20 protein-coding genes are annotated in these 21,552 nt (G+C 63.7%); 11 read left to right on the top strand and 9 right to left on the bottom strand.

From position 1 onward, the window contains the following. The first annotated feature begins 38 nt into the window (after positions 1–38). Genes glmU through EV688_RS15090 form a run of 4 tightly spaced genes read left to right on the top strand, consistent with a single transcriptional unit; the run spans position 39 to position 4,665 of the window. Positions 39–1,430, top strand: coding sequence for a bifunctional UDP-N-acetylglucosamine diphosphorylase/glucosamine-1-phosphate N-acetyltransferase GlmU (gene glmU, locus EV688_RS15075; RefSeq protein WP_117319274.1), 1,392 nt, complete (start codon positions 39–41; stop codon positions 1,428–1,430). 3 nt (positions 1,431–1,433) lie between these two features. Next, positions 1,434–3,263 (top strand): glutamine--fructose-6-phosphate transaminase (isomerizing), encoded by a 1,830-nt coding sequence (glmS, locus tag EV688_RS15080; protein WP_117319273.1) that lies wholly within the window; start codon positions 1,434–1,436, stop codon positions 3,261–3,263. Positions 3,264–3,305: 42 nt separating this feature from the next. Then, positions 3,306–3,896, top strand: coding sequence for an exopolysaccharide biosynthesis protein (locus EV688_RS15085; RefSeq protein ID WP_117319272.1), 591 nt, complete (start codon positions 3,306–3,308; stop codon positions 3,894–3,896). Positions 3,897–3,927: 31 nt separating this feature from the next. Then, the gene (locus tag EV688_RS15090) at positions 3,928–4,665 is read left to right on the top strand and encodes a ligand-binding sensor domain-containing protein (protein ID WP_162883982.1); all 738 of its coding nucleotides are present in this window, start codon (positions 3,928–3,930) and stop codon (positions 4,663–4,665) included. On the opposite strand, the gene EV688_RS15095 is transcribed toward EV688_RS15090, so the two are convergent. Continuing rightward, on the bottom strand, positions 4,619–4,993 hold the full coding sequence (locus EV688_RS15095; RefSeq protein WP_117319270.1) for a hypothetical protein: 375 nt from the start codon (positions 4,991–4,993) through the stop codon (positions 4,619–4,621). The genes EV688_RS15090 and EV688_RS15095 overlap by 47 nt on opposite strands. Positions 4,994–5,045: 52 nt before the next feature. Beyond that, a complete protein-coding gene (locus EV688_RS15100; RefSeq protein ID WP_131917695.1) occupies positions 5,046–6,374 on the bottom strand; it encodes an SPOR domain-containing protein in 1,329 nt (442 codons plus the stop codon). A 132-nt stretch (positions 6,375–6,506) separates the two neighbouring features. On the opposite strand from EV688_RS15100, the gene uvrD reads away from it, so the two are divergent. After that, positions 6,507–8,657 carry a DNA helicase II gene (gene uvrD, locus EV688_RS15105; RefSeq protein WP_117319268.1) on the top strand — a complete coding sequence of 717 codons (2,151 nt, stop codon included), beginning with the start codon at positions 6,507–6,509 and terminating at the stop codon, positions 8,655–8,657. 50 nt (positions 8,658–8,707) lie between these two features. After that, entirely contained in the window at positions 8,708–9,874 is a 1,167-nt protein-coding gene (locus tag EV688_RS15110) for a TRAP transporter substrate-binding protein (RefSeq protein WP_117319267.1), read from the top strand. Here the strand turns inward: EV688_RS15110 and EV688_RS15115 are convergent. Genes EV688_RS15115 through EV688_RS15125 form a run of 3 tightly spaced genes read right to left on the bottom strand, consistent with a single transcriptional unit; the run spans position 9,858 to position 12,156 of the window. Then, the gene (locus EV688_RS15115; RefSeq protein WP_117319266.1) at positions 9,858–10,256 is read right to left on the bottom strand and encodes an acyl-CoA thioesterase; all 399 of its coding nucleotides are present in this window, start codon (positions 10,254–10,256) and stop codon (positions 9,858–9,860) included. The two genes, EV688_RS15110 and EV688_RS15115, sit on opposite strands and share 17 nt — an antisense overlap. Positions 10,257–10,276: 20 nt before the next feature. After that, positions 10,277–11,641: a TRAP transporter large permease gene (locus EV688_RS15120; protein WP_117319265.1), complete on the bottom strand. Its 1,365-nt coding sequence runs from the start codon at positions 11,639–11,641 to the stop codon at positions 10,277–10,279. Continuing rightward, a complete protein-coding gene (locus tag EV688_RS15125) occupies positions 11,641–12,156 on the bottom strand; it encodes a TRAP transporter small permease subunit (RefSeq protein ID WP_117319264.1) in 516 nt (171 codons plus the stop codon). The genes EV688_RS15120 and EV688_RS15125 overlap by 1 nt, the downstream gene beginning before the upstream one ends. Positions 12,157–12,265: 109 nt before the next feature. On the opposite strand from EV688_RS15125, the gene yaaA reads away from it, so the two are divergent. Together yaaA and EV688_RS15135 are read left to right on the top strand one after the other, a co-directional pair. After that, entirely contained in the window at positions 12,266–13,042 is a 777-nt protein-coding gene (gene yaaA, locus EV688_RS15130; protein ID WP_117319263.1) for a peroxide stress protein YaaA, read from the top strand. 2 nt (positions 13,043–13,044) lie between these two features. After that, on the top strand, positions 13,045–13,650 hold the full coding sequence (locus EV688_RS15135) for a DUF938 domain-containing protein (protein WP_117319262.1): 606 nt from the start codon (positions 13,045–13,047) through the stop codon (positions 13,648–13,650). Here the strand turns inward: EV688_RS15135 and EV688_RS15140 are convergent. From EV688_RS15140 to recG, 3 genes are all read right to left on the bottom strand, one after another. Continuing rightward, complete coding sequence (locus tag EV688_RS15140; RefSeq protein WP_117319261.1) at positions 13,647–14,798, bottom strand: GNAT family N-acetyltransferase; 1,152 nt, start codon at positions 14,796–14,798, stop codon at positions 13,647–13,649. The genes EV688_RS15135 and EV688_RS15140 overlap by 4 nt on opposite strands. Positions 14,799–14,813: 15 nt before the next feature. Beyond that, positions 14,814–15,722, bottom strand: a complete 909-nt coding sequence (ubiA, locus tag EV688_RS15145) for a 4-hydroxybenzoate octaprenyltransferase (protein ID WP_240624435.1) — start codon at positions 15,720–15,722, stop codon at positions 14,814–14,816. Positions 15,723–15,823: 101 nt separating this feature from the next. Then, positions 15,824–17,923, bottom strand: a complete 2,100-nt coding sequence (gene recG, locus EV688_RS15150; RefSeq protein ID WP_276309900.1) for an ATP-dependent DNA helicase RecG — start codon at positions 17,921–17,923, stop codon at positions 15,824–15,826. Between the two features lie 73 nt (positions 17,924–17,996). Here recG and EV688_RS17760 point away from each other — a divergent pair, with 73 nt between their 5' ends. From EV688_RS17760 to EV688_RS15165, 3 genes are read left to right on the top strand one after another with little or no spacing between them, the layout of a single operon-like run. Continuing rightward, complete coding sequence (locus tag EV688_RS17760; RefSeq protein ID WP_162883981.1) at positions 17,997–18,908, top strand: NAD(P)H-binding protein; 912 nt, start codon at positions 17,997–17,999, stop codon at positions 18,906–18,908. Continuing rightward, a complete protein-coding gene (locus EV688_RS15160; RefSeq protein WP_117319259.1) occupies positions 18,902–20,296 on the top strand; it encodes an NfeD family protein in 1,395 nt (464 codons plus the stop codon). Before EV688_RS17760 ends, EV688_RS15160 begins: the two co-directional genes overlap by 7 nt. Positions 20,297–20,333: 37 nt before the next feature. Then, on the top strand, positions 20,334–21,113 hold the full coding sequence (locus EV688_RS15165; protein WP_117319258.1) for a slipin family protein: 780 nt from the start codon (positions 20,334–20,336) through the stop codon (positions 21,111–21,113). A 22-nt stretch (positions 21,114–21,135) separates the two neighbouring features. Here the strand turns inward: EV688_RS15165 and EV688_RS15170 are convergent, their stop codons facing one another. Further along, entirely contained in the window at positions 21,136–21,519 is a 384-nt protein-coding gene (locus EV688_RS15170; RefSeq protein WP_117319257.1) for a RidA family protein, read from the bottom strand. Positions 21,520–21,552: the final 33 nt, after the last annotated feature.

Consider the following 21,552-nt stretch of genomic DNA (forward strand, 5'->3'; position numbering starts at 1 on the left):
TCCGTTGTTTCAGTTCAAATCTGGTGAAGGGCCGACGCATGTCGCTTGAGATTATCGTACTCGCCGCCGGCCGGGGCACGCGGATGCGCTCCCGAAAGCCGAAAGTGTTGCACAGCCTCGCCGGCCAGCCGCTGCTCGCACACGTGCTGGCAACTGCGCGCGCACTGCAGCCAAAGGCACTGCATGTTGTTGTCGGCCATGGAGGCGACGAGGTGCAGTCCGCACTTCACGCGGACGATATCCAGTGGGTGCAGCAGGCCAAGCAGCTCGGGACCGGGCATGCCGTTCTGCAGGCGCTTCCCGCAGTGGATGATGGCAGCGACGTGCTCGTCCTGTACGGTGACGTGCCGCTGCTGACGGCAGACACCTTGCGAACCCTGGTTGCCAGCGGCCCTGCCCTGCTGACGGCAAAACTGGCGGATCCCGCCGGCTACGGCCGTATTCTTCGCGATGCCGCGGATCATCTGCTCGGTGTTGTGGAACACAAGGATGCCAGCGAGGCGCAGCAGGCGATTGCCGAGGTGAATACCGGTGTTCTGGCCATGTCCGCCGCCGACCTCAAGGCTTTCCTGCCGCAGGTGGGGAATGCCAACAGCCAGGGAGAGTATTACCTGCCCGACGTGCTGCCACTGGCGCTGGCCGCCGGTCGCCAGATCGGCAGCGTGCTGGCAGCCAACGAAATGGACATTCTCGGCGTCAATGATCGCGCACAGCTCGCGGCGCTTGAAAGAGAGCTGCAGCGCCGCCGGGCCGGGGCACTCATGCTGGCCGGTGTCGGTCTTGCGGATCCGGCACGGATTGATATCCGCGGCGATCTGCGCTGTGGCAGCGACGTTTTCATCGACGTCAATGCGGTGTTCGAGGGCGATGTGCAGATCGGTGACGGTGCCAGTATCGGCGCAAACTGCGTCCTGCGCGACTGCGTGATCGGCGCGGGCAGTGTTGTCCATGCCATGAGTCATCTGGAGCAGGCGGAAGTCGGCGAGCGCTGTAGCGTCGGCCCCTTCGCCCGCCTGCGCCCGGGGACACGACTGGGCAATGACGCCCGTGTCGGCAATTTTGTCGAGACGAAAAAAACGCATGTCGGCAACGGCAGCAAGGTCAACCACCTTAGCTACCTCGGTGACTCTGTCCTCGGCGAGGGTGTAAACATCGGTGCCGGAACCATCACCTGCAATTACGATGGCGTCAACAAGCACCAGACGACCATTGGTGATGGCGCCTTCGTGGGCTCCAATGCCACGCTCGTAGCCCCGCTCACCGTTGCCGAGGGTGGTTTTGTCGCCGCCGGTTCCACGGTCACCCGCGATATCGGTGTCGAGGAACTGGCTGTTGCGCGCGGCAGGCAGCGCAATATCAGCGGCTGGCGCCGACCCGGCAGTGACGGCGAGGCGCGCAACGCGCCTCGCAACGACAAATCGGAGAGTTAGACCATGTGTGGCATTGTAGCTGCCTGTGCGCGGCGGGAAGTCTCGGAAATCCTCCTTGAGGGACTGCGGCGGCTGGAATACCGCGGCTACGACTCCGCCGGTATGGCGCTGATCGATAACGAGCAGCGCCTGCAATTGCACAAGCACCAGGGCAAAGTCGCGCGCCTTGAAGACGCACAGGCTATGAATCCCATTCTCGGCTGCGTCGGCGTCGCCCATACGCGCTGGGCCACCCACGGGCCGCCCTCCGCGGTGAATGCGCATCCCCACCTGTCGGGACAGCGCATCGCGCTGGTGCATAACGGCATTATCGAGAATCACGCGGCACTGCGCGAGGAGCTCAAAAGTGAGGGTTTCGAATTTGTCTCCGCCACAGACACGGAGGTCGTGGTGCACCTGATGCATCGCGAGCTTCAGGGGGGGCTATCGCTGATCGATGCTTTGCACGCGGTGATTCCGAGACTCACCGGCGCCTTCGCGCTGGCCGCGGTGGATACCGCACACCCGGAACAGGTGGTTGCGGCCCGCATCGGCAGCCCGCTGGTCATCGGCGTGGGTATCGGTGAGAACTTTCTCGCATCCGATACCCTCGCGTTGCGCCAGGTCACCGACCGCTTCATCTATCTTGAAGAGGGTGACAGTGTGCTGCTGTCTGCGGGGCAGCTCCAGGTCTGGGATGCTGAACGCGTTCCAGTGGAGCGCCCGGTAAAGCGCATCTCCACCGGCATTGAGGCGGCCGAGCTGGGCGATTACGAGCACTTCATGCTCAAGGAGATCTACGAGCAGCCCCGGGCGCTTGCCGCCACGTTTACCCGCGACGGCGCCGGTGAGCTGGATGAGTCGGCCTTTGGCGCTGAAGCTATGGAAATCTTCGATCGCACCCGCGCCGTCCAGATTGTTGCCTGTGGCACCAGCTACCATGCCGGCATGGTGGCACGCTACTGGCTAGAGGAGCTCGCCGGTATTCCCTGCCAGGTGGAAGTGGCGTCGGAGTTTCGCTATCGCAAGCGCGTGCAGCACCCCGATACCCTGCTCGTGACTGTATCCCAGAGCGGCGAAACCGCCGATACGCTCGCGGCCCTGCGCCACGCCGCGCCGGGGGAGTTTATCGCCAGCCTGGTGATCGCGAACGTCGATAACAGCTCACTGGTGCGAGAAAGCGATCTGGCCTTTCTGACCCGCGCCGGTCCGGAAATCGGTGTTGCCTCAACCAAGGCGTTCACGACCCAGCTGGTCGCTTTCCTCATGCTGACGGTGGTGCTGGGACGGCGTCGCGGAATGACACCTGAAAAGCAGCAGGATCTCCTGCAGCAGCTGCACAGTCTTCCGGACCTGGTGACGGCAACGCTGGCGCTCGATTCGCAGATTGAGAAGGTCGCGGAGGCCTTCATACAGAAGCACCATGCGCTGTTCCTCGGCCGAGGCATTGAATACCCCATCGCCATGGAAGGAGCGCTGAAGCTCAAGGAAATCTCCTATATCCATGCCGAGGCCTATCCCGCGGGAGAGCTCAAGCACGGGCCGCTGGCGCTGGTGGATGCCGACATGCCCGTGGTCGCTGTCGCGCCCACGGATGAGCTGCTGGACAAACTCAAGTCCAACCTGGAGGAAGTCCGCTCCCGCGGTGGCGAGCTGTATGTGTTTGCCGATCGCAACGCCGGTTTTACCGATGAGCCCGGGGTGCATGTGCTGTCGATGCCCCATGCGCCCGAGGCCCTGAACCCGATTATCTACACGGTGGCGCTGCAGCTGCTGGCCTATCATGTTGCCCTGCAGAAAGGCACGGATGTCGACAAGCCGCGCAACCTGGCGAAGTCGGTGACGGTTGAGTAGACAGGATGTCTTCCCGGTTGACTGCCGTCATAGCCCGTCGCCATGGGTGAGCACGTCGCCAGGGATCTCGAAGAGCTGCTGGAGCAGATTGCGATGGCGGTGCACGGTGAGCATACCCGGGTCACGCTGGGCGATATACTCGAGGCAGTCGGGACCCGCTCATTCGCGCCGCTGCTGATGCTGACGGGTACCCTGCTGGTCTCGCCCCTGAGCGGGATTCCTCTCTTTCCCTCAACGATGGCCTTCATTGTGCTGCTGGTGTCAGTGCAGATGCTGGTAGGACGGCAGCACTTCTGGCTACCTGCGTGGCTGCTTGCGCGCGCGCTGGAGCGGGAAAAGCTGCTGCGGGTCCTCGACTGGCTGCAGACACCCTGCGCCTTCATTGACCGCTATCTGCAGCCGCGGCTGCTTTATCTGGTCAGGGGGCCATCACAGGGGTTGATCGCTCTGGTCTGCCTGGTCGTTGCCGCCTTGATGCCTCTGATGGAACTGGTGCCTTTTTCCTCGTCTGTTGCCGGCTTTGCGCTCTGCGCCTTCGGCCTGGCACTGGTCGCCCACGACGGCCTGATGGTCCTGCTGGCCTATGCGACGATCGCGCTCATGTCGGCGGTTATCGTCGGTGCCCTGCCCTGAGCCCGCGCCGGCACAGGGTGGACTGCCGGGCATGAGCGGTGAGCGATCCATTCCCGGCGCCGTGTCCTCCCTAGCGGCGCAGGCTTGCCTGGCATCGCTCCTGCACCTGCTCGCGGTCCTTTCCCTGGTTGCGCCCGCCCAGGCCCTGTCCCCCGATCTTCGCCTGCACCAGTTCGAGAGCACGATCTGGACGCTGCAGGATGGCCTGCCCCAGGTTACCGTTCAGGCGATCGCCCAGGGTCCGGAAGGCTACCTGTGGACCGGCACCCAGGCCGGCCTGAGCCGGTTTGACGGCAAGCGGTTCGAGATTTTCGAGCCGGCGGACAATCCCGCCATCCCCACGCTGAATATTCAGGCGCTGTACCTCGATTCCGTCGGGCGGCTGTGGATCGGTACAACCCGCGGTCCGCTTTACCGGCAGGACAACCGTTTTCACGCGATAGAGCACAGGGCAGCGGATGCCCTGGATGTCCACGATTTCGCGGAAACGGCCGATGGCGGGTTGCTGATTGCGACGGATAGCGGGCTTTGGCGAACGCGGGGGCAGACCTTTGCAGCGGTAGACCTCGGGGAGCCGGCATCTCTGCGCGCGGTCTTTCACCCTGAGGGGGAAAGCCTTGCCGTTGGCGCAGCTGCAAGCGCGAATGGCCGACGGTATTGCCGACCTGATCGCGGCGGGTCATGTGGTCGCGACGTCTTCGTCACAGGCGTGAGAGCCCGGTCTACTTGTCGGCGCTCCTGGCCTGGTATTCACGAATCTGGGTGTTGAACTCGCCGGCGACGCTCTCTTCCTTCGATACCGCGGCGTTATAGGCTTCCACCGCTTTCGAGTAGGCGACCATTGCCCGGGCGGCTTCGGTCTTCTCCTCAGCGTTCTTTGCGGTCTTTTCCGCTTCTGTAAACGCCGCCTCGAGGCATCTCAGGTAGTCCATGTTGGCGGCCTGGAACGTCTTTACCGATTCCTGTCCGTCGAGCATGTCCTGCATGCTGGCGTTCGCGCCGTCGGGTATGTTTGGCTCATCCGGCGCCTCGCAATCTGCGTGGGACGCTGCGGCGCCCATGGCCGCTACCAGAACTGCACACCTCAGAATTCTCATTGGGCTCTCCTGCTGTCTCCTATTATGTCGTGCCGTCCGCCGCCGCTGGCCGTCAGTTCCGACCGACCCAGAGTTTCGGCAATTTGTGCGCCGCCTCAAGCTGGCTTGCGACGCGATCCGCCGTCGACTTGTCGGCGAGTCCGACAACGCGGACGCGGTGTATGGTTCGACCCTGTGAAATCGCATCCTGCACCACCACATTGCCGCTGTCGACCTCGAGGCGGCCGGCCCAGCGGCGTGCATCCGCAATCCGCGCATAGGATCCAAAGTTCACGAACCAGTCTCCCGCGGCGGCTGACGTGCCGGCTGCAGCGCTGCTGCGTGAGGCGGCGGTACGGGCGGCTTCCTCAGCCGCAGCGATCGCGGTCTCCGTCTCTTTCGCCTGCTCTTCAAGACTGGCTTCCATCTGGCGCATTGCTGTTCGCAGGTCGGCATTTTCCGACTGCAGTGCGCTCACCTCGGCTTCCAGGGCGATTTTTTCCTGCTCGATGGCCTGTTGCGCATCACGGCTGGCGCGGACCTCCTCCGGGCTCACGGCGGTGGCCAGCTGTGCCTGAAGCTGACGTATCTCGCCCTCCAGCGCCGAGCGCTCACTGAGGACGCCATAGCCACCCACCGCGAGTAGAATCACGGCAACGGCCGCGATTGCCAGCATGGCGATCGGCCAGCGTTTTGCGCCGGTTTCTTCCGGCGCTGCGGCTGTCGACATCTCGCGCAGCGCGTCATCGCCCGCGCTGTAGGCGGGGCCGCTGTCTCTCGCCGTGGCGGCTGGCGGGACGGATTCGTCACTCCAGGAATCATCCCCCGAGTCCATGCTGCTGTCATCGCGCCAGTCTTCCCGACTGTCACCGAAGCGGGGCGCAGCGTCATCCGCATCGTCGGAAAGCGCTCTCCGCGGCAGGGAGTCGTCCCTCACAGGGGGTGCGACGTGGGCATCATCGGGATGTTGATGATCCGCATCGCCGAAGTCGTCGTCGTAGTCGGAATCCAGGAAATCGTGGCTTTCCAGGGACGAAGGGACGGACCCGGTGGCGGGGCCGGCGCTCATCGGGGGAAGCGGCTCCTCGGTCGGCGCCGCATAGGGATCATCCCCGAGGTCATTCAGTTCTCGCGCTGCCACGCGGTTCAGGTCGTCGTTATCTGCCGAGGGTGCATCCCAATCGGGCATGGAGCCGGGATCGCTGCCATCATCGTCCCATTCCGGCACAGGCGGGTAGTCGCGCTCCTCAGGAAACCCGGGTTCACTCCGGGGCGGGTCGGCGCCGAAAATCTCGTCGTCATCGCGATCGATGAGCGGGCCGGATGCCGCGTCATCATCGCGATCAATCCAGTCATCATTGTCATCGAAAGGCGGTTTGCCCCTGTCGTCTTTGCCTGTCATGTCGATGCTCACCCCTGGATCGCCTTGGCGTCAGATGGTACCAGAGGGTTTTCCCGCTGCCCACGCCAATGCATTGCGCAGCGATGCCAGTGAATCCGTGAGCGCGCCGGACAACTGGGCTAGAATGCGCGCATGGACGTTACCGACATACTCTCTCCCCTGAACGATGCACAGCGCGATGCCGTCGCAGCCGACAGCGGCAACCTGCTGGTGCTGGCGGGCGCCGGCAGTGGCAAGACCCGTGTTCTGGTGCATCGCATCGCCTGGCTGATCCGGGCCGAGGGTCTGTCGCCGCAGACCATTCTGGCGGTCACCTTCACCAACAAGGCCGCGCGCGAGATGCGTGGCCGCATTGAGGAAATGCTGGCCATTCCCGCCCATGGCATGTGGGTCGGCACCTTTCACGGGCTGGCACACCGGTTATTGAAGGCGCACTGGCAGGATGCCGGTCTCGTGCAGAACTTCCAGATACTCGACAGTGACGATCAGTTGCGCCTGATCAAGCGCGTCTGCCGCGAGCTGCAGCTCGACGAGTCGCGCTGGCCGCCGCGGCAGGCGCAGTGGTTCATCAATGCACAGAAGGATGAGGGGCTGCGCGCGGCGCACATAGAGCCCGCCCCTGGTGATCTCTTCCAGCAGACCATGCGGCAGATCTACGCGGCCTACGAGGCTGCCTGTGAGCGTGGGGGACTGGTGGATTTTGCCGAGCTCCTGCTGCGGGCGCACGAGCTGTGGCTAAAAAAGCCCGACGTTCTGGCGCATTACCAGCAGCGCTTCCGGCAGATCCTGGTGGACGAGTTTCAGGACACCAACACCATTCAGTATGCCTGGCTGCGGGTGCTGTCCGGCGGCAGCATCCCCGTGGTAGCGGTGGGTGACGACGACCAGTCCATCTACGGATGGCGCGGTGCGCGCATCGAGAACATCCAGCGCTTCGGCGAGGATTTCGCCGGCACGCGGGTCGTCCGGCTGGAGCAGAACTACCGCTCTACGCAGACCATTCTGCAGGCCGCCAATGGCGTCATCGCCCACAACAGCGGCCGCCTCGGCAAGGAGCTGTGGACCGCGGGTGAAGGCGGTGACCCGCTGCAGCTCTACGCGGGCTTCAATGAGCAGGACGAGGCGCGCTTCATTGTCGACCAGCTGGAGGACTGGCTGAGGCAGGGCAATGCGCGCTCCTCCGCAGCCATACTTTACCGCTCCAACGCCCAGTCACGGGTATTGGAAGAAGCGCTCATCCGTGCGGCGGTTCCCTACCGGATTTATGGCGGCCAACGCTTTTACGAGCGTATGGAAATCCGCAACGCCATGGCCTACATGCGCCTGCTGGTCAACCGCGGCGACGATGCGGCGATGGAGCGTGTCATCAACACCCCGCCCCGCGGTATCGGCGGCAAGACACTGGACACCCTGCGTTCCCTGGCCAGAGAGCGCGATGTTTCGCTGTGGCAGGCCATGGCCATTGTGGGCGAGGAGAAGATGCTGCCGGCGCGGGCTCTCGCTGCCCTCGAAGGCTTTCGCGTGCTGGTGGATGAGCTCGACAGCGGCACCGATGACATGACGCTGGAGGCACTCACCGAGCGCGTGATCGAGGCCTCGGGCCTGCTGCAGCTGTACGCGAAGGAAAAGGGCGAAAAGGGCCAGGCACGTGTGGAGAACCTCGAGGAACTGGTGACCGCCGGGCGGCAGTTCATGGCAGTGGATGACGAGCTGTCGCCGCTGCAGCAGTTTCTCGATAATGCCGCCCTCGACGCCGGCGACAACCAGGCCGAAGCCCACGAGGACAGCGTCCAGCTGATGACGCTGCACTCGGCCAAGGGGCTGGAATTCCCGCTGGTTTTCCTGGCCGGCATGGAGGAGAACCTGTTCCCACACCGCATGTCGCTGGAAGAGCCCGGGCGGCTCGAGGAGGAGCGCCGGCTGTGCTACGTCGGTATCACGCGCGCTATGCAAAAGCTGGTGATCACTTACGCGGAAACCCGCCGTATACATGGCAGCGAGTCGTATAATCCGCCGTCGCGCTTCATTCGTGAGATTCCCCCGGAGCTGCTCCACGAGGTGCGTCTACAGGCGGGGCTGAGCCGGCCGGTGAGCGCGTTATCCCACGCAGCCATACCGGACAGCGGCTACAGCCTGGGGCAGCGGGTACTGCACCCGACTTTCGGCGAAGGTGTCGTGTTAAACTTCGAGGGCCGAGGCGGCAGCGCGCGGGTCGAGGTGAACTTCGATGCCGAGGGCAGCAAGTGGCTCGTCCTGCAGTACGCAAAGCTGCAAGCCATGTAGCCGCCGGGGCGCCGGACGCCCATTCGATAACAATCAACAACGGTAGCCAGATGGTAAGTCAGCGATTACAACCCGTGATCATTCTTGCGCTGATCGGCGCCCTGGTACTGGTGGTCGGCCTGTGGGCAAAGGACCGCGCCACGCGGCCGGACGCCGGGGGTGACGGCGGCAGTGCCTATGCCGGTCGCGAGTATCAGTGGAAACTGGTGACCACCTGGCCTAAGAATCTGCCCGGGCTGGGCAAAGCGCCGGAAACCTTCGCCCGCATGGTCAGGGAAATGAGCGGAGGCCGGCTCACGGTGCGCGTCTATGGCGCCGGAGAAATCGTGCCCGCGATGGGCGTATTCGATGCGGTGTCCGGCGGTGTGGCCCAGGTGGGGCACGGCGCTTCCTACTACTGGAAGGGCAAGATTCCCGCTGCGGTATTCTTCACGGCGGTTCCCTTCGGCATGACCGCGCAGGAGATGAACGGCTGGCTGCACTACGGCGGTGGCGAGGCACTGTGGCGGGAGACCTATGCGCCCTTTGGCGTGGTGCCCTTCGCCGGTGGCAGTACCGGCGTGCAGATGGCCGGCTGGTTCAATCGGGAGCTCAACTCGGCCGAAGACCTGAAGGGCCTGAAAATGCGCATACCCGGACTTGCCGGGGAAGTCTTCACTGCCGCCGGCGGGACCGCCGTCAATATTCCCGGTGGCGAGATCTATACCTCCATGCAGACCGGGGTGATTGACGCGGTGGAATGGGTGGGGCCCTACAACGACGCGGCGCTCGGGCTGCAGGAGGTCGCGAAATATTACTACTATCCCGGCTGGCACGAGCCTGGCGCGATGCTGGAGTTCATCGTCAACCGGGAAGCGCTGCTTTCCCTCCCCGAGGACCTGCAGGCGATCGTGCGCTATGCGGCCCGCGCCACCAACCAGGACATGCTGGATGAGGCAACGGCGCGCAACAACGCATCACTGCGAACACTGATCGACGAGCACGGTGCCACCCTGCGTGAACTGCCCGAGGACGTGCTGGATGCGCTGTACCAGAACAGCCGCACCGTCATGCAGCGGCTGGTCGAGAGCGATCGCATGGCGCGCAAGGTGTATGAGTCGTTTAATCGCTTTCACGATGATGTGCGCGCCTACCACCGCATTTCCGAGCAGGGCTATATCAACGCCCGGTCGCGGGCTTACGGAGAAACCATTCCCGGCGTCAACCCTTCCGACTGATGGTGCGCGTGCGACGCTTGTCGTCAATCGCCACAAAAATGAACTCGCCCTCGGTGACCTTGATCGGTTCGCCATCGTGGGGTGAGTCTATCCACACCTCCACCACAATACGGATGGAGCTGCGACCGATTTCGATCACGTCGCAGTAGCAGGTCACGACGGCGCCCACGTGTACCGGGGTGATAAAGGCCATGCCCTCGATGGCGACCGTCGCGACGCGACCGCCGGCGACCTCCCGGGCGGTGATGGCCCCGGCGAGATCCATCTGTGACAGCAGCCAGCCACCAAAGATATCGCCGCTGGCGTTGGTATCCTTCGGCATGGCGATGGTCTGCAGGGCCAGTTCACCCTGCGGCGTCGGTGTGGAATCAATATCGTTCATGACGGCGGTCGCTCAGGTTGTCAGGGATTCAGCTGCTCTGGCAGCCAGGTGGCCAGCTGCGGCCAGCGCCACAGCAGGGCGATCACGAGCAATTGAATCACAATAAAGGGTATCACGCCGCGATAAATGCTCAGGGTCGGTATGGCGTCATCGGCAACCCCGCGCAGATAGAAAAGGGCAAAGCCGAAGGGTGGCGTGAGGAAAGATGTCTGCAGATTGATTGCGATCATGATGCCAAGCCACACCGGGTCCACGCCCATGGCCAGCAGGATCGGGCCGACGATAGGCACCACGACGAAGGTGATCTCTATGAAATCCAGAATGAAACCCAGCAGGAAGATAATCAGCATGACGACAAGCGTGGCGCCAAATACGCCGCCCGGCATCCCGGACAGAAAACGGTGGATCAGTTCCTCACCGCCGAAGCCGCGGAAAACGAGGGAAAAGACGGCGGCGCCAATCAGGATCATAAACACCATCGCCGTGATCTTGAGGGTGCTCTGCAGGACTTCCCGCAGCCGCGCCAGACCCATTTCATGCTTCAGTGATGCCAGCAGCCAGGCGCCGAAGGCGCCGACGCCCGCCGCCTCGGTCGGCGTCGCGGCACCGGCGAGGATGGAGCCGAGCACCACGCCGATAAGCAACAGCGGCGGCACCAGCCCCTTGATCAGCGCCCACAGGTCGAAACTCTGGCGTTCTGCGGCGGGCATGAGGCCGGGCCTCAGCCAGGCGAGCCCCAGAATGAACAATGCATACAGCGCCACCAGCAGCATGCCGGGGATGATGGCGCCAATGAAGAGGTCGCCGACCGAAACTGTCTTCGGATTGAAGACATTCATCGACAGCTGCGCCTGCTGGTAGGCGCTGGAAATGATGTCGCCCAGCAGGACCAGGGCGATGGATGGCGGGATAATCTGGCCCAGGGTGCCGGTCGCACAGATGGTGCCGGTGGCTACCGCCGGGCTGTAGCCCGCGCGCTGCATGATCGGCAGTGACAGCAGCCCCATTGTGACGACCGTGGCGCCGACGATGCCGGTGCTGGCCGCCAGCAGCATGCCCACGAGGATGACCGAGAGCGCGAGGCCGCCGCGCAGGCCACCGAGCAGCCGGGACATGTTGTCCAGCAGTTCCTCTGCGACCCGGGACCGTTCCAGGATGACGCCCATCAGCACGAACAGCGGCACGGCGATCAGCGTGGAGTTGCTCATGGTGCCGAACAGGCGTGACGGCAGCGCACTGAGAAAACTGGCGTCGAAAACGCCGGCGATAATGCCCCCTGCGGCAAACATAAGGGCGGTGCCCGCCAGCGTGAACGCCACCGGGTAGCCGAGCATCAGCAACACGCAGACGGCGGCAAACAGCCACAGGGACAGCGTTCCCTCCATCAGCGGGCGGCATCCTGCTGCAGCCGCGCCAGATTGCGCAGAATCTCGGCAATGCCCTGCAGCAGCAGGGTCAGTGCCATGGCCGGTATCAGTGACTTCAGCAGGAAAACGGCGGGAATGCCGCCGGAATCCATGGAGATTTCCCGGATGCGCCAGGCCTGCCGCACATAGTCGCTGCTGATCATCATGATCAGGAGGCAAAGTGGCAGCAGAAAAACAATGCCACCCAGAGCGTTGACCCATGCCTGTGCGGTCGGGCTGAAGCGTCGGTAAAAGATATCGACGCGAACGTGGGCGTCGGTTTTCAGGGCATAGGCAGCACCGAGCATGAACAGTGTTGCATGCAGATAGGTCACCGCTTCCTGTCCCGCGATGGAGCCGGTGCTGAAGCCGTAGCGCATTACCACGACCACGGTGGTGAGCACTGCCATGGCCGCTGCCAGCCAGGCGATGATCTTTCCTGTCCATTCGGTGAAGGTATCGATGGCACTCACCAGGCGCCGGCTCGCTGACATGATGCGCTGTGACCTTTTTGATTATTGGAGCGGAGGTTATCATAGACCGCTGTTGCCGCCGAAGGCCATGCGCGCTCACGCGCGGCGTCCGCTACAAGGAGCCTGTGACATGCTGACCGTGATTTCCCCTGCCAAGACCCTGGACTTCGAGACGCCCCCCACCACCCGCAAGGCAACCCAGCCCGAGTTCATTGAGCAGGCGGCAACGTTGGTGGACGACGCGCGCCAGCTGTCGCCGGACGATATCCGTGGACTCATGGGCGTCAGTGAGAACATTGCGGATCTCAACCATCGGCGCTTCATGAACTGGCAGCAACCGTTCGATCTCGACAACGCCAGGCAGGCGCTGCTGGCGTTCAAGGGCGATGTCTACACCGGGCTTCAAGCAGAAACCCTTAGCGCCGCAGAGCTCACTTTTGCGCAGAAACACCTGAGAATTCTGTCCGGCCTGTATGGTGTTTTGCGTCCGCTGGACCTCATGCAGCCGTATCGGCTGGAAATGGGGCTGAAGTTTGCCAACAGTGGCGGTGCCAATCTTTACCAGTTCTGGGGCGAGTCCATCGCCGCGAGTTTGAACCGGCAGCTGAAGAAAACCGGCAGCGCGGTGCTTCTCAATCTGGCGTCCAACGAGTATTTCAAGGCGGTTTCCACCGGGGCGTTGAATGCCGAGGTGATCACGCCGGTGTTCCGGGACCTGAAGAGCGGGAAATATCGGGTGATCAGCTTTTACGCCAAAAAAGCCCGGGGACAGATGGCGCGATACATCATCGAGAATGGTCTTGATGACCCCGAGGGCCTGAAGAAATACCGGGTCGGGGGCTATCGCTACAGTGCGAAAGAATCGACCGCGAAGGAGTGGGTATTCACCCGCGATACCCCCGAGTGAGCATGGACCACCTGCCCTTTTCCCCCGCCTGCGAAAACAACAAGGACACCATTCTGGCGCATTTGCGGCAGGAATTTGCCGACGGCGTTCGCGGCGTTCTGGAAATCGGTTCGGGCACGGGCCAGCATGCGCTGTGGTTCGCGAGCCACCTGCCGTGGCTGACCTGGCAGCCAACGGAGATCCCGCAGTCGCTGGCAACGCTTGCGCCGCGCTGCGCTGCCAGCGCGCTCGATAACCTGTTGGCGCCACAACCCCTGGACGTCTCCGACGCGCCCTGGCCGCTGCCGGTGCCCGACGCCGTCTTTACCGCCAACACCCTGCATATCATGGCGATGTCGGCGGTGGAGGCGTTTTTCCAGGGACTCCACCGGCACGCCCCTGACGGATGTCGTCTGGTGGTGTACGGTCCTTTCAATTACGACGGGAAGCCTACGTCCCCGAGCAACGCGCAGTTCGACGCTTCCCTGCGGGCGCGCTCAGCTCACAGCGGCATCCGCGATTTCGAGGCTGTCGACAGTCTCGCTGAGGCGGCGGGTTTCAGGCGACAGGCCGATCACGCCATGCCGGCAAACAATCGATTGATCATCTGGCGGCGCAGGCAGGCCTAGCTGCCCTCGGCGCGAAAGGGCAGCAATGTCGCGGCCTCGCGACGATAGGTTTCCACGTGAACCTGTTCTTCCCGGGTGAAATCGCCAACGGCCCGGGACAGCTCCGGGTGTGCGATCCAGTGGCTTGAGAGTGTGCGCGTCGGCTCGAACCCGCGCTGTATCTTGTGCTCGCCCTGGGCGCCGGGATCGAAACGCTGCAGCCCCTGCTCGATGCAGTATTCGATGCCGCGGTAGTAACAGGCTTCGAAGTGCAGACAGTCCAGCTCTTCCTCACAGCCCCAGTAGCGCCCGAACAGGGTATCGCCGGAGCGGAAATACAGTGCGCCGGCAATGTCGCGCCCCCCCTGCTCTGCCAGCACCATGACCACCTGGGCACCGAGGCCCGCGGCGGTGCGGGTGAAGAATTCCCGGGTGAGGTAGCCGCCGTGACCACTGCGCTTGGCGTAGGTGAGCTGGTAGAAGCGGTGAAAGGTCTGCCAGTCAGCGGCGCTGATCTCGTCACCGGTGAGCGTGCGCAGCGCAATGCCCTGCTCTGTGACCCGCCGCCGCTCCCGCCGCAGGGCCTTGCGCTTGCGGCTGCTGAAAGTGGCGAGAAAATCATCGAAATCGCGGTAATTTCGGTTGAACCAGTGGAATTGCACGGCGTGGCGCGTATGCAGACCCAATGATTCAAGCAGCTCCGCCACGTCCGGCTCGGGAAACAGGATATGCCAGGATGACAGCCGCTGCTGTTGCGCCAGCGCCTGTACACCCTGCAGAAGGATGGACCAGGTTTCCGCGGCATCCAGTTCCTGCGCATGCATCACCCGTGGTCCGGTGGCGGGAGTGAAGGGTATTGCCGTCACCAGCTTGGGATAGTAATCAAGACCGATCCGCCGCCAGGCGTCTGCCCAGGCCCAGTCGAATACGTATTCGCCGTAGGAGTGGGATTTCAGGTAGGCCGGTGCCGCGGCGAGCAGTGTACTGCCGCGGCGCACGGCCAGGTGGTGTGGCTGCCAGCCGGACGCGGCCGTTGTGCAGCCCGTGCTTTCAAGTCCGAGCAGGAAATCATGCCGCAGGAAGGGATAGTCATTGCTGCGCAGCGTTTCCCACTGGGCGGGTGCGATGGACGAGAGCGTGCTGACCGCTTCGAGCGTCAGTTCAGACATGCGTGGCACCCGACGTCAGAAGGTGGGGTTCGGGAATCCGTAGTGCGCGGCGATACCCAGGAAGATGGTCATCCCGACCCAGCGATTGTGTTTGAAGGCCCGGAAGCAAGCGGCTTCGTCCTGGTCACGAATAAGATACAGGTGATAACCGAACAGGACGGCAGTCACAAGCAGGCTGATGTTGTAGTAGAGCCCCAGACCAAAATGTTTTCCCGCCAGATAGAGTGCGGTCAGGCACAGCAGCTGCAGCGATGCAATCACGTAGCGGTCGGCGTCACCCAGCAGTACGGCCAGCGACTTGATGCCGACCTTGAGGTCGTCGCGCCGGTCGACCATGGCGTACTTCGTGTCATAGACCACGGTCCACAGCACATTGGCGGTGAACAGCAGCCAGAGTCCGTGGGGCAGGGCTTCCAGTCGCGCCGCAAAAGCCATGGGAATGGCGCAGGAAAACGCCAGCCCCAGTACGATCTGTGGCAGGTGGGTATAGCGCTTCATGAACGGATAGGTCGAGGCCAGCAACAGGGCCGGGATGGAGAGCGCGATGGTCAGCCAGTTGGTCATAAGTACCAGCCCGAAGGCCAGCAGGCAGAGCATGCAGAACAGGATAACCGCTTCGTTGATACTGACCTGCCCGGTGACCAGGGGCCGGGACTCGGTGCGGCTGACTCCGCCATCGACATTGCGATCCGCGAGATCGTTGATAATGCAGCCGGCAGAGCGCATGAGGAAGGTGCCCAGGGTGAATATGAGCAGCAGGCTGAGCGGCGGCACGCCCTCTGACGCAATCCACAGCGCCCAGAGCGTCGGCCACAGCAGCAGCAGTGTGCCGATGGGTTTGTCCCAGCGTATCAGCTGCAGCAGTGCCCATTGCTTGTCATTCACGGGCAGGCGAAGGGCCGTTGTCGGATGTCTTGAAGCCACGGTATCTGTGTTCAAACGCGAAGGCGCGAGAATGCGACAACTTTGCCGCGCATGCAAGGCGTGGCGAGCGTGAGCACCCCGCCCGACCGCTGCACGGCGGGCTAGACATCGGCAAATACCTGTCGACTGCCGGTCCAGCGCTGGATCAGGGGGGCCACCCGCTTTGGGTGCTGTGCCTGCAGCGCGGCGGCCGCCACCTGCACGTGGTCGAGCAGATGGTCGTGCTCCGGCAGGCGGGCGATACGAAAATCCATGAGCCCGGTCTGCCGCGTGCCCAGCACTTCACCGGGGCCGCGCAGGGCGAGGTCCTTCTCGGCAATGAAAAAGCCGTCGCTGCTCTCTCGCATGGCCTGCAGACGCTCCCGGCCATTGGCGCTGAGCGGGGCCTGATAGAGCAGCACGCAGTGACTCGCGGTGCTGCCGCGACCGACGCGACCGCGCAACTGGTGCAGCTGGGCGAGACCGAGACGCTCAGGGTTCTCAATGATCATGAGGCTGGCCCGGGGCACGTCGACACCGACCTCGATCACGGTGGTCGCCACCAGGAGATCGTAGTCGCCGGCCTTGAACTGCTGCATGACGGCAGCTTTTTCCGTCGCTGGCAGCCGCCCGTGAATCAGTCCGATACGCAGCTCAGGCAGTGTTTCGCCCAGCTCTGCATGGGTTGCCTCTGCCGCCTGTGCCTGCAGGGCGTCGCTTTCCTCAATCAGGGTGCACACCCAGTACGCCTGGCGACCCTCGCTGCAGGCATGGGCGACCCGCTCGATCACGCTCTCCCGGCGCTGGTTGTCGACCAGCACGGTGGTGACCGGCTGGCGACCCGGCGGCAGCTCGTCAATCACCGAGCAGTCGAGGTCGGCGTAGGCAACCATGGACAGCGTGCGTGGAATCGGCGTCGCCGTCATCACCAGCTGGTGCGGGCGCCAGTCGCTGGCCTTGGCCTTGAGCTGCAGTCGCTGGTGGACGCCGAAGCGATGCTGTTCATCGATAATCAGCAGACCCAGGCGGGCGAAGATGACATCGTCCTGGAACAGCGCGTGGGTGCCGATGATCAGCGGGGCGTGACCGCCGGCGATACGCGCCAGTGCCTGCTGTCGCGCCCGTCCCTTGATGCGTCCGCTCAGCCAGACAATGTCGATGTCGTCCTCTGCAAACCAGGCGCCGAAACTGGACAGGTGCTGCTCGGCGAGAATTTCCGTGGGCGCCATGATGGCCACCTGGTAGCCCGCGGCCATCGCCTGCAGCGCTGCACCGGCCGCCACCAGGGTCTTCCCCGAGCCCACGTCACCCTGAACCAGACGCAGCATGGGCCTGGCGCTGGCGAGATCCGACGCTATCTCGTGCATCACCCGTTGCTGGGCCCCGGTGGGTCGAAACGGCAGCCGTGCGAGGAATTGCGACACGGCGCGGGATTCGACCGGCATGGCGGGTGCCGCACTGCGGCGCTCGCGCTGTCGCAGTGCCTGCAGCGAGAGGTGGTGTGCCAGCAGCTCCTCGAGCGCGAGGCGCAGCTGTGCCGGATGCTCGCCAGCCTGCAGCAGCGCCAGCGGCGCGTCCGGAGGCGGCGCATGCAGATAGATGAGCGCATCGACAAGCGTGAAGTCCAGCTTGCAGACGCCGTCCAGCAGGTCAGCCGGTGGGTTTTTCCGCAACAGCGCCACGGCCTGCCCGCACAGTTTTCGCCACTGTAACTGGCCGATACCCTCGGTTGTCGGGTAGATCGGCGTCAGTGTCTCGTTGACAGGAGCTGGCGCATCGCCGGTGAGACGGTATTCCGGGTGGATCAGCTCCAGCCCGCTGCGTCCCGGGCGCGCCTGGCCAAAGCAGCGCACGCGACAGCCGGGCTGCAGTCCGTTGCGCTGCGCCGCATTGAAATGAAAGAAACGCAGCGTCAGCAGGGCGCCACTGCCGTCCTGCAGTACTGCCACCAGGCTGCGGCGGCGGCCAAAGGCGATATCACAGAGCTTGATGGTGCCCTCCACCACGGCTTCCTGTCCCGGTCGCAGGGCCGCCACCGGCGTCACCCGGGTGCGATCCTGGTAGCGCAGCGGCAGGTGAAACAGCAGATCCTCCACGCCGTGGACACCATAATCCTGCAGTCGCGATGCGAGCTTCGGGCCCACGCCGCGCAGCTCGGTGAGTTTGTGGGCTATCAGTGCCACGCTCGCCTCGGTGGTTTGCGGTTTGCGTGCCGCCCCCACTGCCGTATTCTGGCAGGGTCGCGGGTGCAATCGCGCTATAGTGATGGATGATACCCGTTCGAGAGGGTTCACAGTGACGCAGAGTACAACAAAGCAGGCGACCAGGACCGCAGAGCAGACCGCTCTGTTTGTCGGTTGCGGTGATCTGGCGATACGTGCGGCGGCGGCACTGCCGGCCTCCGTCCGCTGTATTGGTCTGTGTCGCCATCCCGAGCGCCTGCCCGACAACATCGAGAGCCTGGCGGGGGACTATACCTGTGGCAGCACTTTCGCGAGCCTGCCGCAGCTGGCGCCCGACACCATTGTTTTCACGCTGAAGCCTGTCGGTGGACGCGACTCAGAGGCCTATCAACGGGGCTTTCTGACACCCGTGAAGCACCTGCTGGCAGCCCTCGGCCATCACCGGCCACGGCGGATTCTTTTTGTCTCCTCCACCCGCGTCTATACCGAGAATGACGGTGGCTGGGTCGATGAATCGGCGCCCGTGGCTGATGACGATTCGCCTGCCGGTATGATTGTCGCCGCAGAGCGGCAGCTCCTGAACGCCGGACATCCTGCCACGATCCTGCGCTGCGCCGGTCTCTATGGCGGTGCCAGTGCCAGGCTGACAGCACGAATCGCGCGTGGTGAGCTGAGTCCTGCGAGCCCCGTGCATTACGGCAATCGCGTGCACCGCGACGACGTGGCGGGTTTCATCGCCGAGCTGATCAAGCGCGAGGCCCGCGGTGAGGTTCCGGCCGACTGCTACAACCTGGTGGACGACAATCCTGCACCGCAGCATGAGGTTGACCGGTGGCTCGCGGCGGCCCTGTCCGTTCCGGTCGGGGAGGACCCGGGCAGCGCTGCAGATCCAGGCTCGAGGGGACACAAGCGTGTCAGCAACCGGCGATGGCGCAGCAGTGGTTTTGTGCTTCGCTACCCGGATTATCGCAGCGGCTATGCCGCCGCGCTGGGTCTGCAGCAGGAGCGGTCGGCAGCATGCTGATGCCCGCCATCAGTCAGGGTGGGCGCTGGCTGCGTTTGGTGGTGGCTGCCTGTCTTGTCCTGTGTGGCGCGGTCGCCCTCACCGGCGCACAGGATGGCGAAGAGCCGGGCACGGCGCTGTTACTGCAGGTAGAGGGTGCCATTGGCCCGGCGACGATGGACTATGTGCAGCGCGGCATTGCGCGCGCCGCTGAGGAGCGTGCCGGGCTCGTGATCCTGCAGATGGATACGCCGGGCGGACTCATGGCGTCCACCCGTGACATCATCAAGGCGATTCTTGCCTCGCCGGTGCCGGTGGTGACCTACGTCGCACCCCAGGGCGCCCGCGCCGCGAGCGCCGGAACCTATATTCTCTATGCCAGCCACGTCGCGGCCATGGCGCCGGCAACCACCCTGGGCTCCGCGACCCCGGTGCAGATGGGGGGCTTGCCTGGCATGTCTTCGGACGAAGACGAGGACGACGATGCCTCGGGAAAGAGCGGCGGTTCCGCCAGCGAACGCAAGGTACTGGAGGATGCCGTCAGCCTTATCCGGTCACTGGCCGAGCGCAACGGGCGCAATGCCGACTGGGCCGAGGAGGCCGTGCGTAACGCGGCCAACCTGGTGGCGTCCGAGGCGCTGGCCATCGACGTCATCGACGTCATCGCGGAGAACACGGAGGTGCTGCTGGCGCGCCTGCATGGTCTCGAGGTCGATCTTGAGCGCGGCACGACAACCCTCGACACGCGCGACCTGCGGCTGGTCCGCGTCGATCCCGACTGGCGCACCCGCCTCCTCTCCGTCATCACCGACCCGAACATTGCCTTCTTTCTCATGTTGATCGGCTTCTATGGCATCATTTTCGAACTGGCGAGCCCCGGCAGCCTGTTCCCTGGCGTGATCGGTGTCACCTGCCTGATTCTCGCGCTGTATGCCTTTCAGGTGCTTTCAGTCAACTATGCGGGGCTGGCGCTGATATTCCTCGGTCTGGCCTTCATCATTGCGGAAGCCTTTATGCCCAGCTTCGGTGTCCTGGGTTTCGGCGGTCTGGCGGCGTTTGTTGCCGGCTCCGTTATTCTCATGGACGGCAGCAACCGGGGGGTCTCGCTGCCGGCCATCGGCGGCACCGCTGCGGTCGCGGCCGGGTTTCTGCTGTGGATGGTCACCCGTCTGCTGAATTTCCGGCGCCGCCAGCCAGTGGTGGGTATGGAGACCCTGCCGGGGCACAGTGCACGCGCCGTCGATACCTTCAGCATTGATGCCGATGGCGACTATCATGGCCATGTCATGCTGTCGGGTGAACGCTGGCAGGCAATTAGCAGAGTGCCCATAGTGGCGGGAGCCGAGGTGCACGTGCACCATGTCGATGGCCTGACGGCGCATGTCAGCACGGATGCCGGAACGGCATGATTCTGCGATCCACTTATCGATAACGGGAGAGATCACCATGGAACAGTTCATCCCCTACCTGGCTCCGCTGCTGATTCTGGTTTTCATTATCGGGGCCGCCATTCGTATCCTCCCGGAATACCAGCGCGGCGTGGTGTTTTTCCTCGGGCGCTTTCAGGGCGTCAAGGGGCCGGGCCTGATCATTATCATCCCCGGGGTGCAGCAGATGACCCGGGTGGACCTGCGTGTTATCACACTGGATGTGCCGAGTCAGGACGTGATTTCCCGGGATAACGTCACGGTGCATGTGAACGCCGTGCTGTATTTCCGGGTCGTCGATCCGGAGCGTGCCATCATCCGCGTGGAGGATTTCGGCGCGGCGACCAGCCAGCTGGCGCAGACCACTCTGCGCTCGGTGCTTGGCAAGCATGATCTGGATGAAATGCTGTCCGAGCGAGACAAGCTGAATTCGGACATTCAGGACATCATCGACGCCCAGACCGAGGAGTGGGGCATCAAGGTGGTGAACGTCGAGATCAAGCAGGTGGACCTGAACGAGTCCATGGTGCGCGCGATCGGTCGCCAGGCCGAGGCCGAGCGCGAGCGTCGTGCCAAGGTGATCCACGCCGAAGGCGAGCTGCAGGCGTCGGAAAAACTGCTGCAGGCCGCGCAGGTCATGTCGGCGAGCTCCGGTTCCATGCAGCTGCGCTACCTGCAGACTCTGGCCGACATGAGCAACGGCAATGCGTCGACGATTGTGTTTCCCCTGCCGATCGAGATCATGGACGCCCTGGTGTCTACCAAGGGCCGCTCGGAGAAAACCGGTGACGCTGACTGATTGCCGGGCATCGGCAGGGCCGTCAGACCGCGAGCTGTGCCTCAACCTCGATGGACACACCTTTCGGTAGGGCGGCGACCGCAACACAGGCGCGCGCCGGGAATGGTGCGTTGAGAAACTCTTCCATCACGGCATTCACGGCGCCGAAATTGTTCATGTCGGTGAGCGAGATATTCAGCTTTACCGCGTCGTCCAGGCTACCGCCGGCGGCCTTGGCCACCGCCGCAAGGTTGCTGAAGACCTGGCGTGCCTGTGCGCTGATGTCCCCCGCGACGATCTCCATGGTTTCCGGCACCAGCGGTATCTGCCCGGACAGCCAGACAATATTGCCGACCTTGATGGCCTGCGAATAAGGACCGATAGCTGCCGGGGCTTCATCGGTTGATATCACGGCGCGATTTGTCATGCGGCCTTCTCCATCTGCGTTGGGGTTGTGGGA

It is taken from the genome of Chromatocurvus halotolerans (assembly GCF_004340525.1).
GTDB lineage: Bacteria > Pseudomonadota > Gammaproteobacteria > Pseudomonadales > Halieaceae > Chromatocurvus > Chromatocurvus halotolerans.

Coding starts and splice junctions, on each gene's coding strand:
- glmU (WP_117319274.1), top strand. CDS start 39: ATGTCGCTTGAGATTATCGTACTCGCCGCCGGCCGGGGCACGCGGATG.
- glmS (WP_117319273.1), top strand. CDS start 1,434: ATGTGTGGCATTGTAGCTGCCTGTGCGCGGCGGGAAGTCTCGGAAATC.
- EV688_RS15085 (WP_117319272.1), top strand. CDS start 3,306: ATGGGTGAGCACGTCGCCAGGGATCTCGAAGAGCTGCTGGAGCAGATT.
- EV688_RS15090 (WP_162883982.1), top strand. CDS start 3,928: ATGAGCGGTGAGCGATCCATTCCCGGCGCCGTGTCCTCCCTAGCGGCG.
- EV688_RS15095 (WP_117319270.1), bottom strand. CDS start 4,993: ATGAGAATTCTGAGGTGTGCAGTTCTGGTAGCGGCCATGGGCGCCGCA.
- EV688_RS15100 (WP_131917695.1), bottom strand. CDS start 6,374: ATGACAGGCAAAGACGACAGGGGCAAACCGCCTTTCGATGACAATGAT.
- uvrD (WP_117319268.1), top strand. CDS start 6,507: ATGGACGTTACCGACATACTCTCTCCCCTGAACGATGCACAGCGCGAT.
- EV688_RS15110 (WP_117319267.1), top strand. CDS start 8,708: ATGGTAAGTCAGCGATTACAACCCGTGATCATTCTTGCGCTGATCGGC.
- EV688_RS15115 (WP_117319266.1), bottom strand. CDS start 10,256: ATGAACGATATTGATTCCACACCGACGCCGCAGGGTGAACTGGCCCTG.
- EV688_RS15120 (WP_117319265.1), bottom strand. CDS start 11,641: ATGGAGGGAACGCTGTCCCTGTGGCTGTTTGCCGCCGTCTGCGTGTTG.
- EV688_RS15125 (WP_117319264.1), bottom strand. CDS start 12,156: ATGTCAGCGAGCCGGCGCCTGGTGAGTGCCATCGATACCTTCACCGAA.
- yaaA (WP_117319263.1), top strand. CDS start 12,266: ATGCTGACCGTGATTTCCCCTGCCAAGACCCTGGACTTCGAGACGCCC.
- EV688_RS15135 (WP_117319262.1), top strand. CDS start 13,045: ATGGACCACCTGCCCTTTTCCCCCGCCTGCGAAAACAACAAGGACACC.
- EV688_RS15140 (WP_117319261.1), bottom strand. CDS start 14,798: ATGTCTGAACTGACGCTCGAAGCGGTCAGCACGCTCTCGTCCATCGCA.
- EV688_RS15160 (WP_117319259.1), top strand. CDS start 18,902: ATGCTGATGCCCGCCATCAGTCAGGGTGGGCGCTGGCTGCGTTTGGTG.
- EV688_RS15165 (WP_117319258.1), top strand. CDS start 20,334: ATGGAACAGTTCATCCCCTACCTGGCTCCGCTGCTGATTCTGGTTTTC.
- EV688_RS15170 (WP_117319257.1), bottom strand. CDS start 21,519: ATGACAAATCGCGCCGTGATATCAACCGATGAAGCCCCGGCAGCTATC.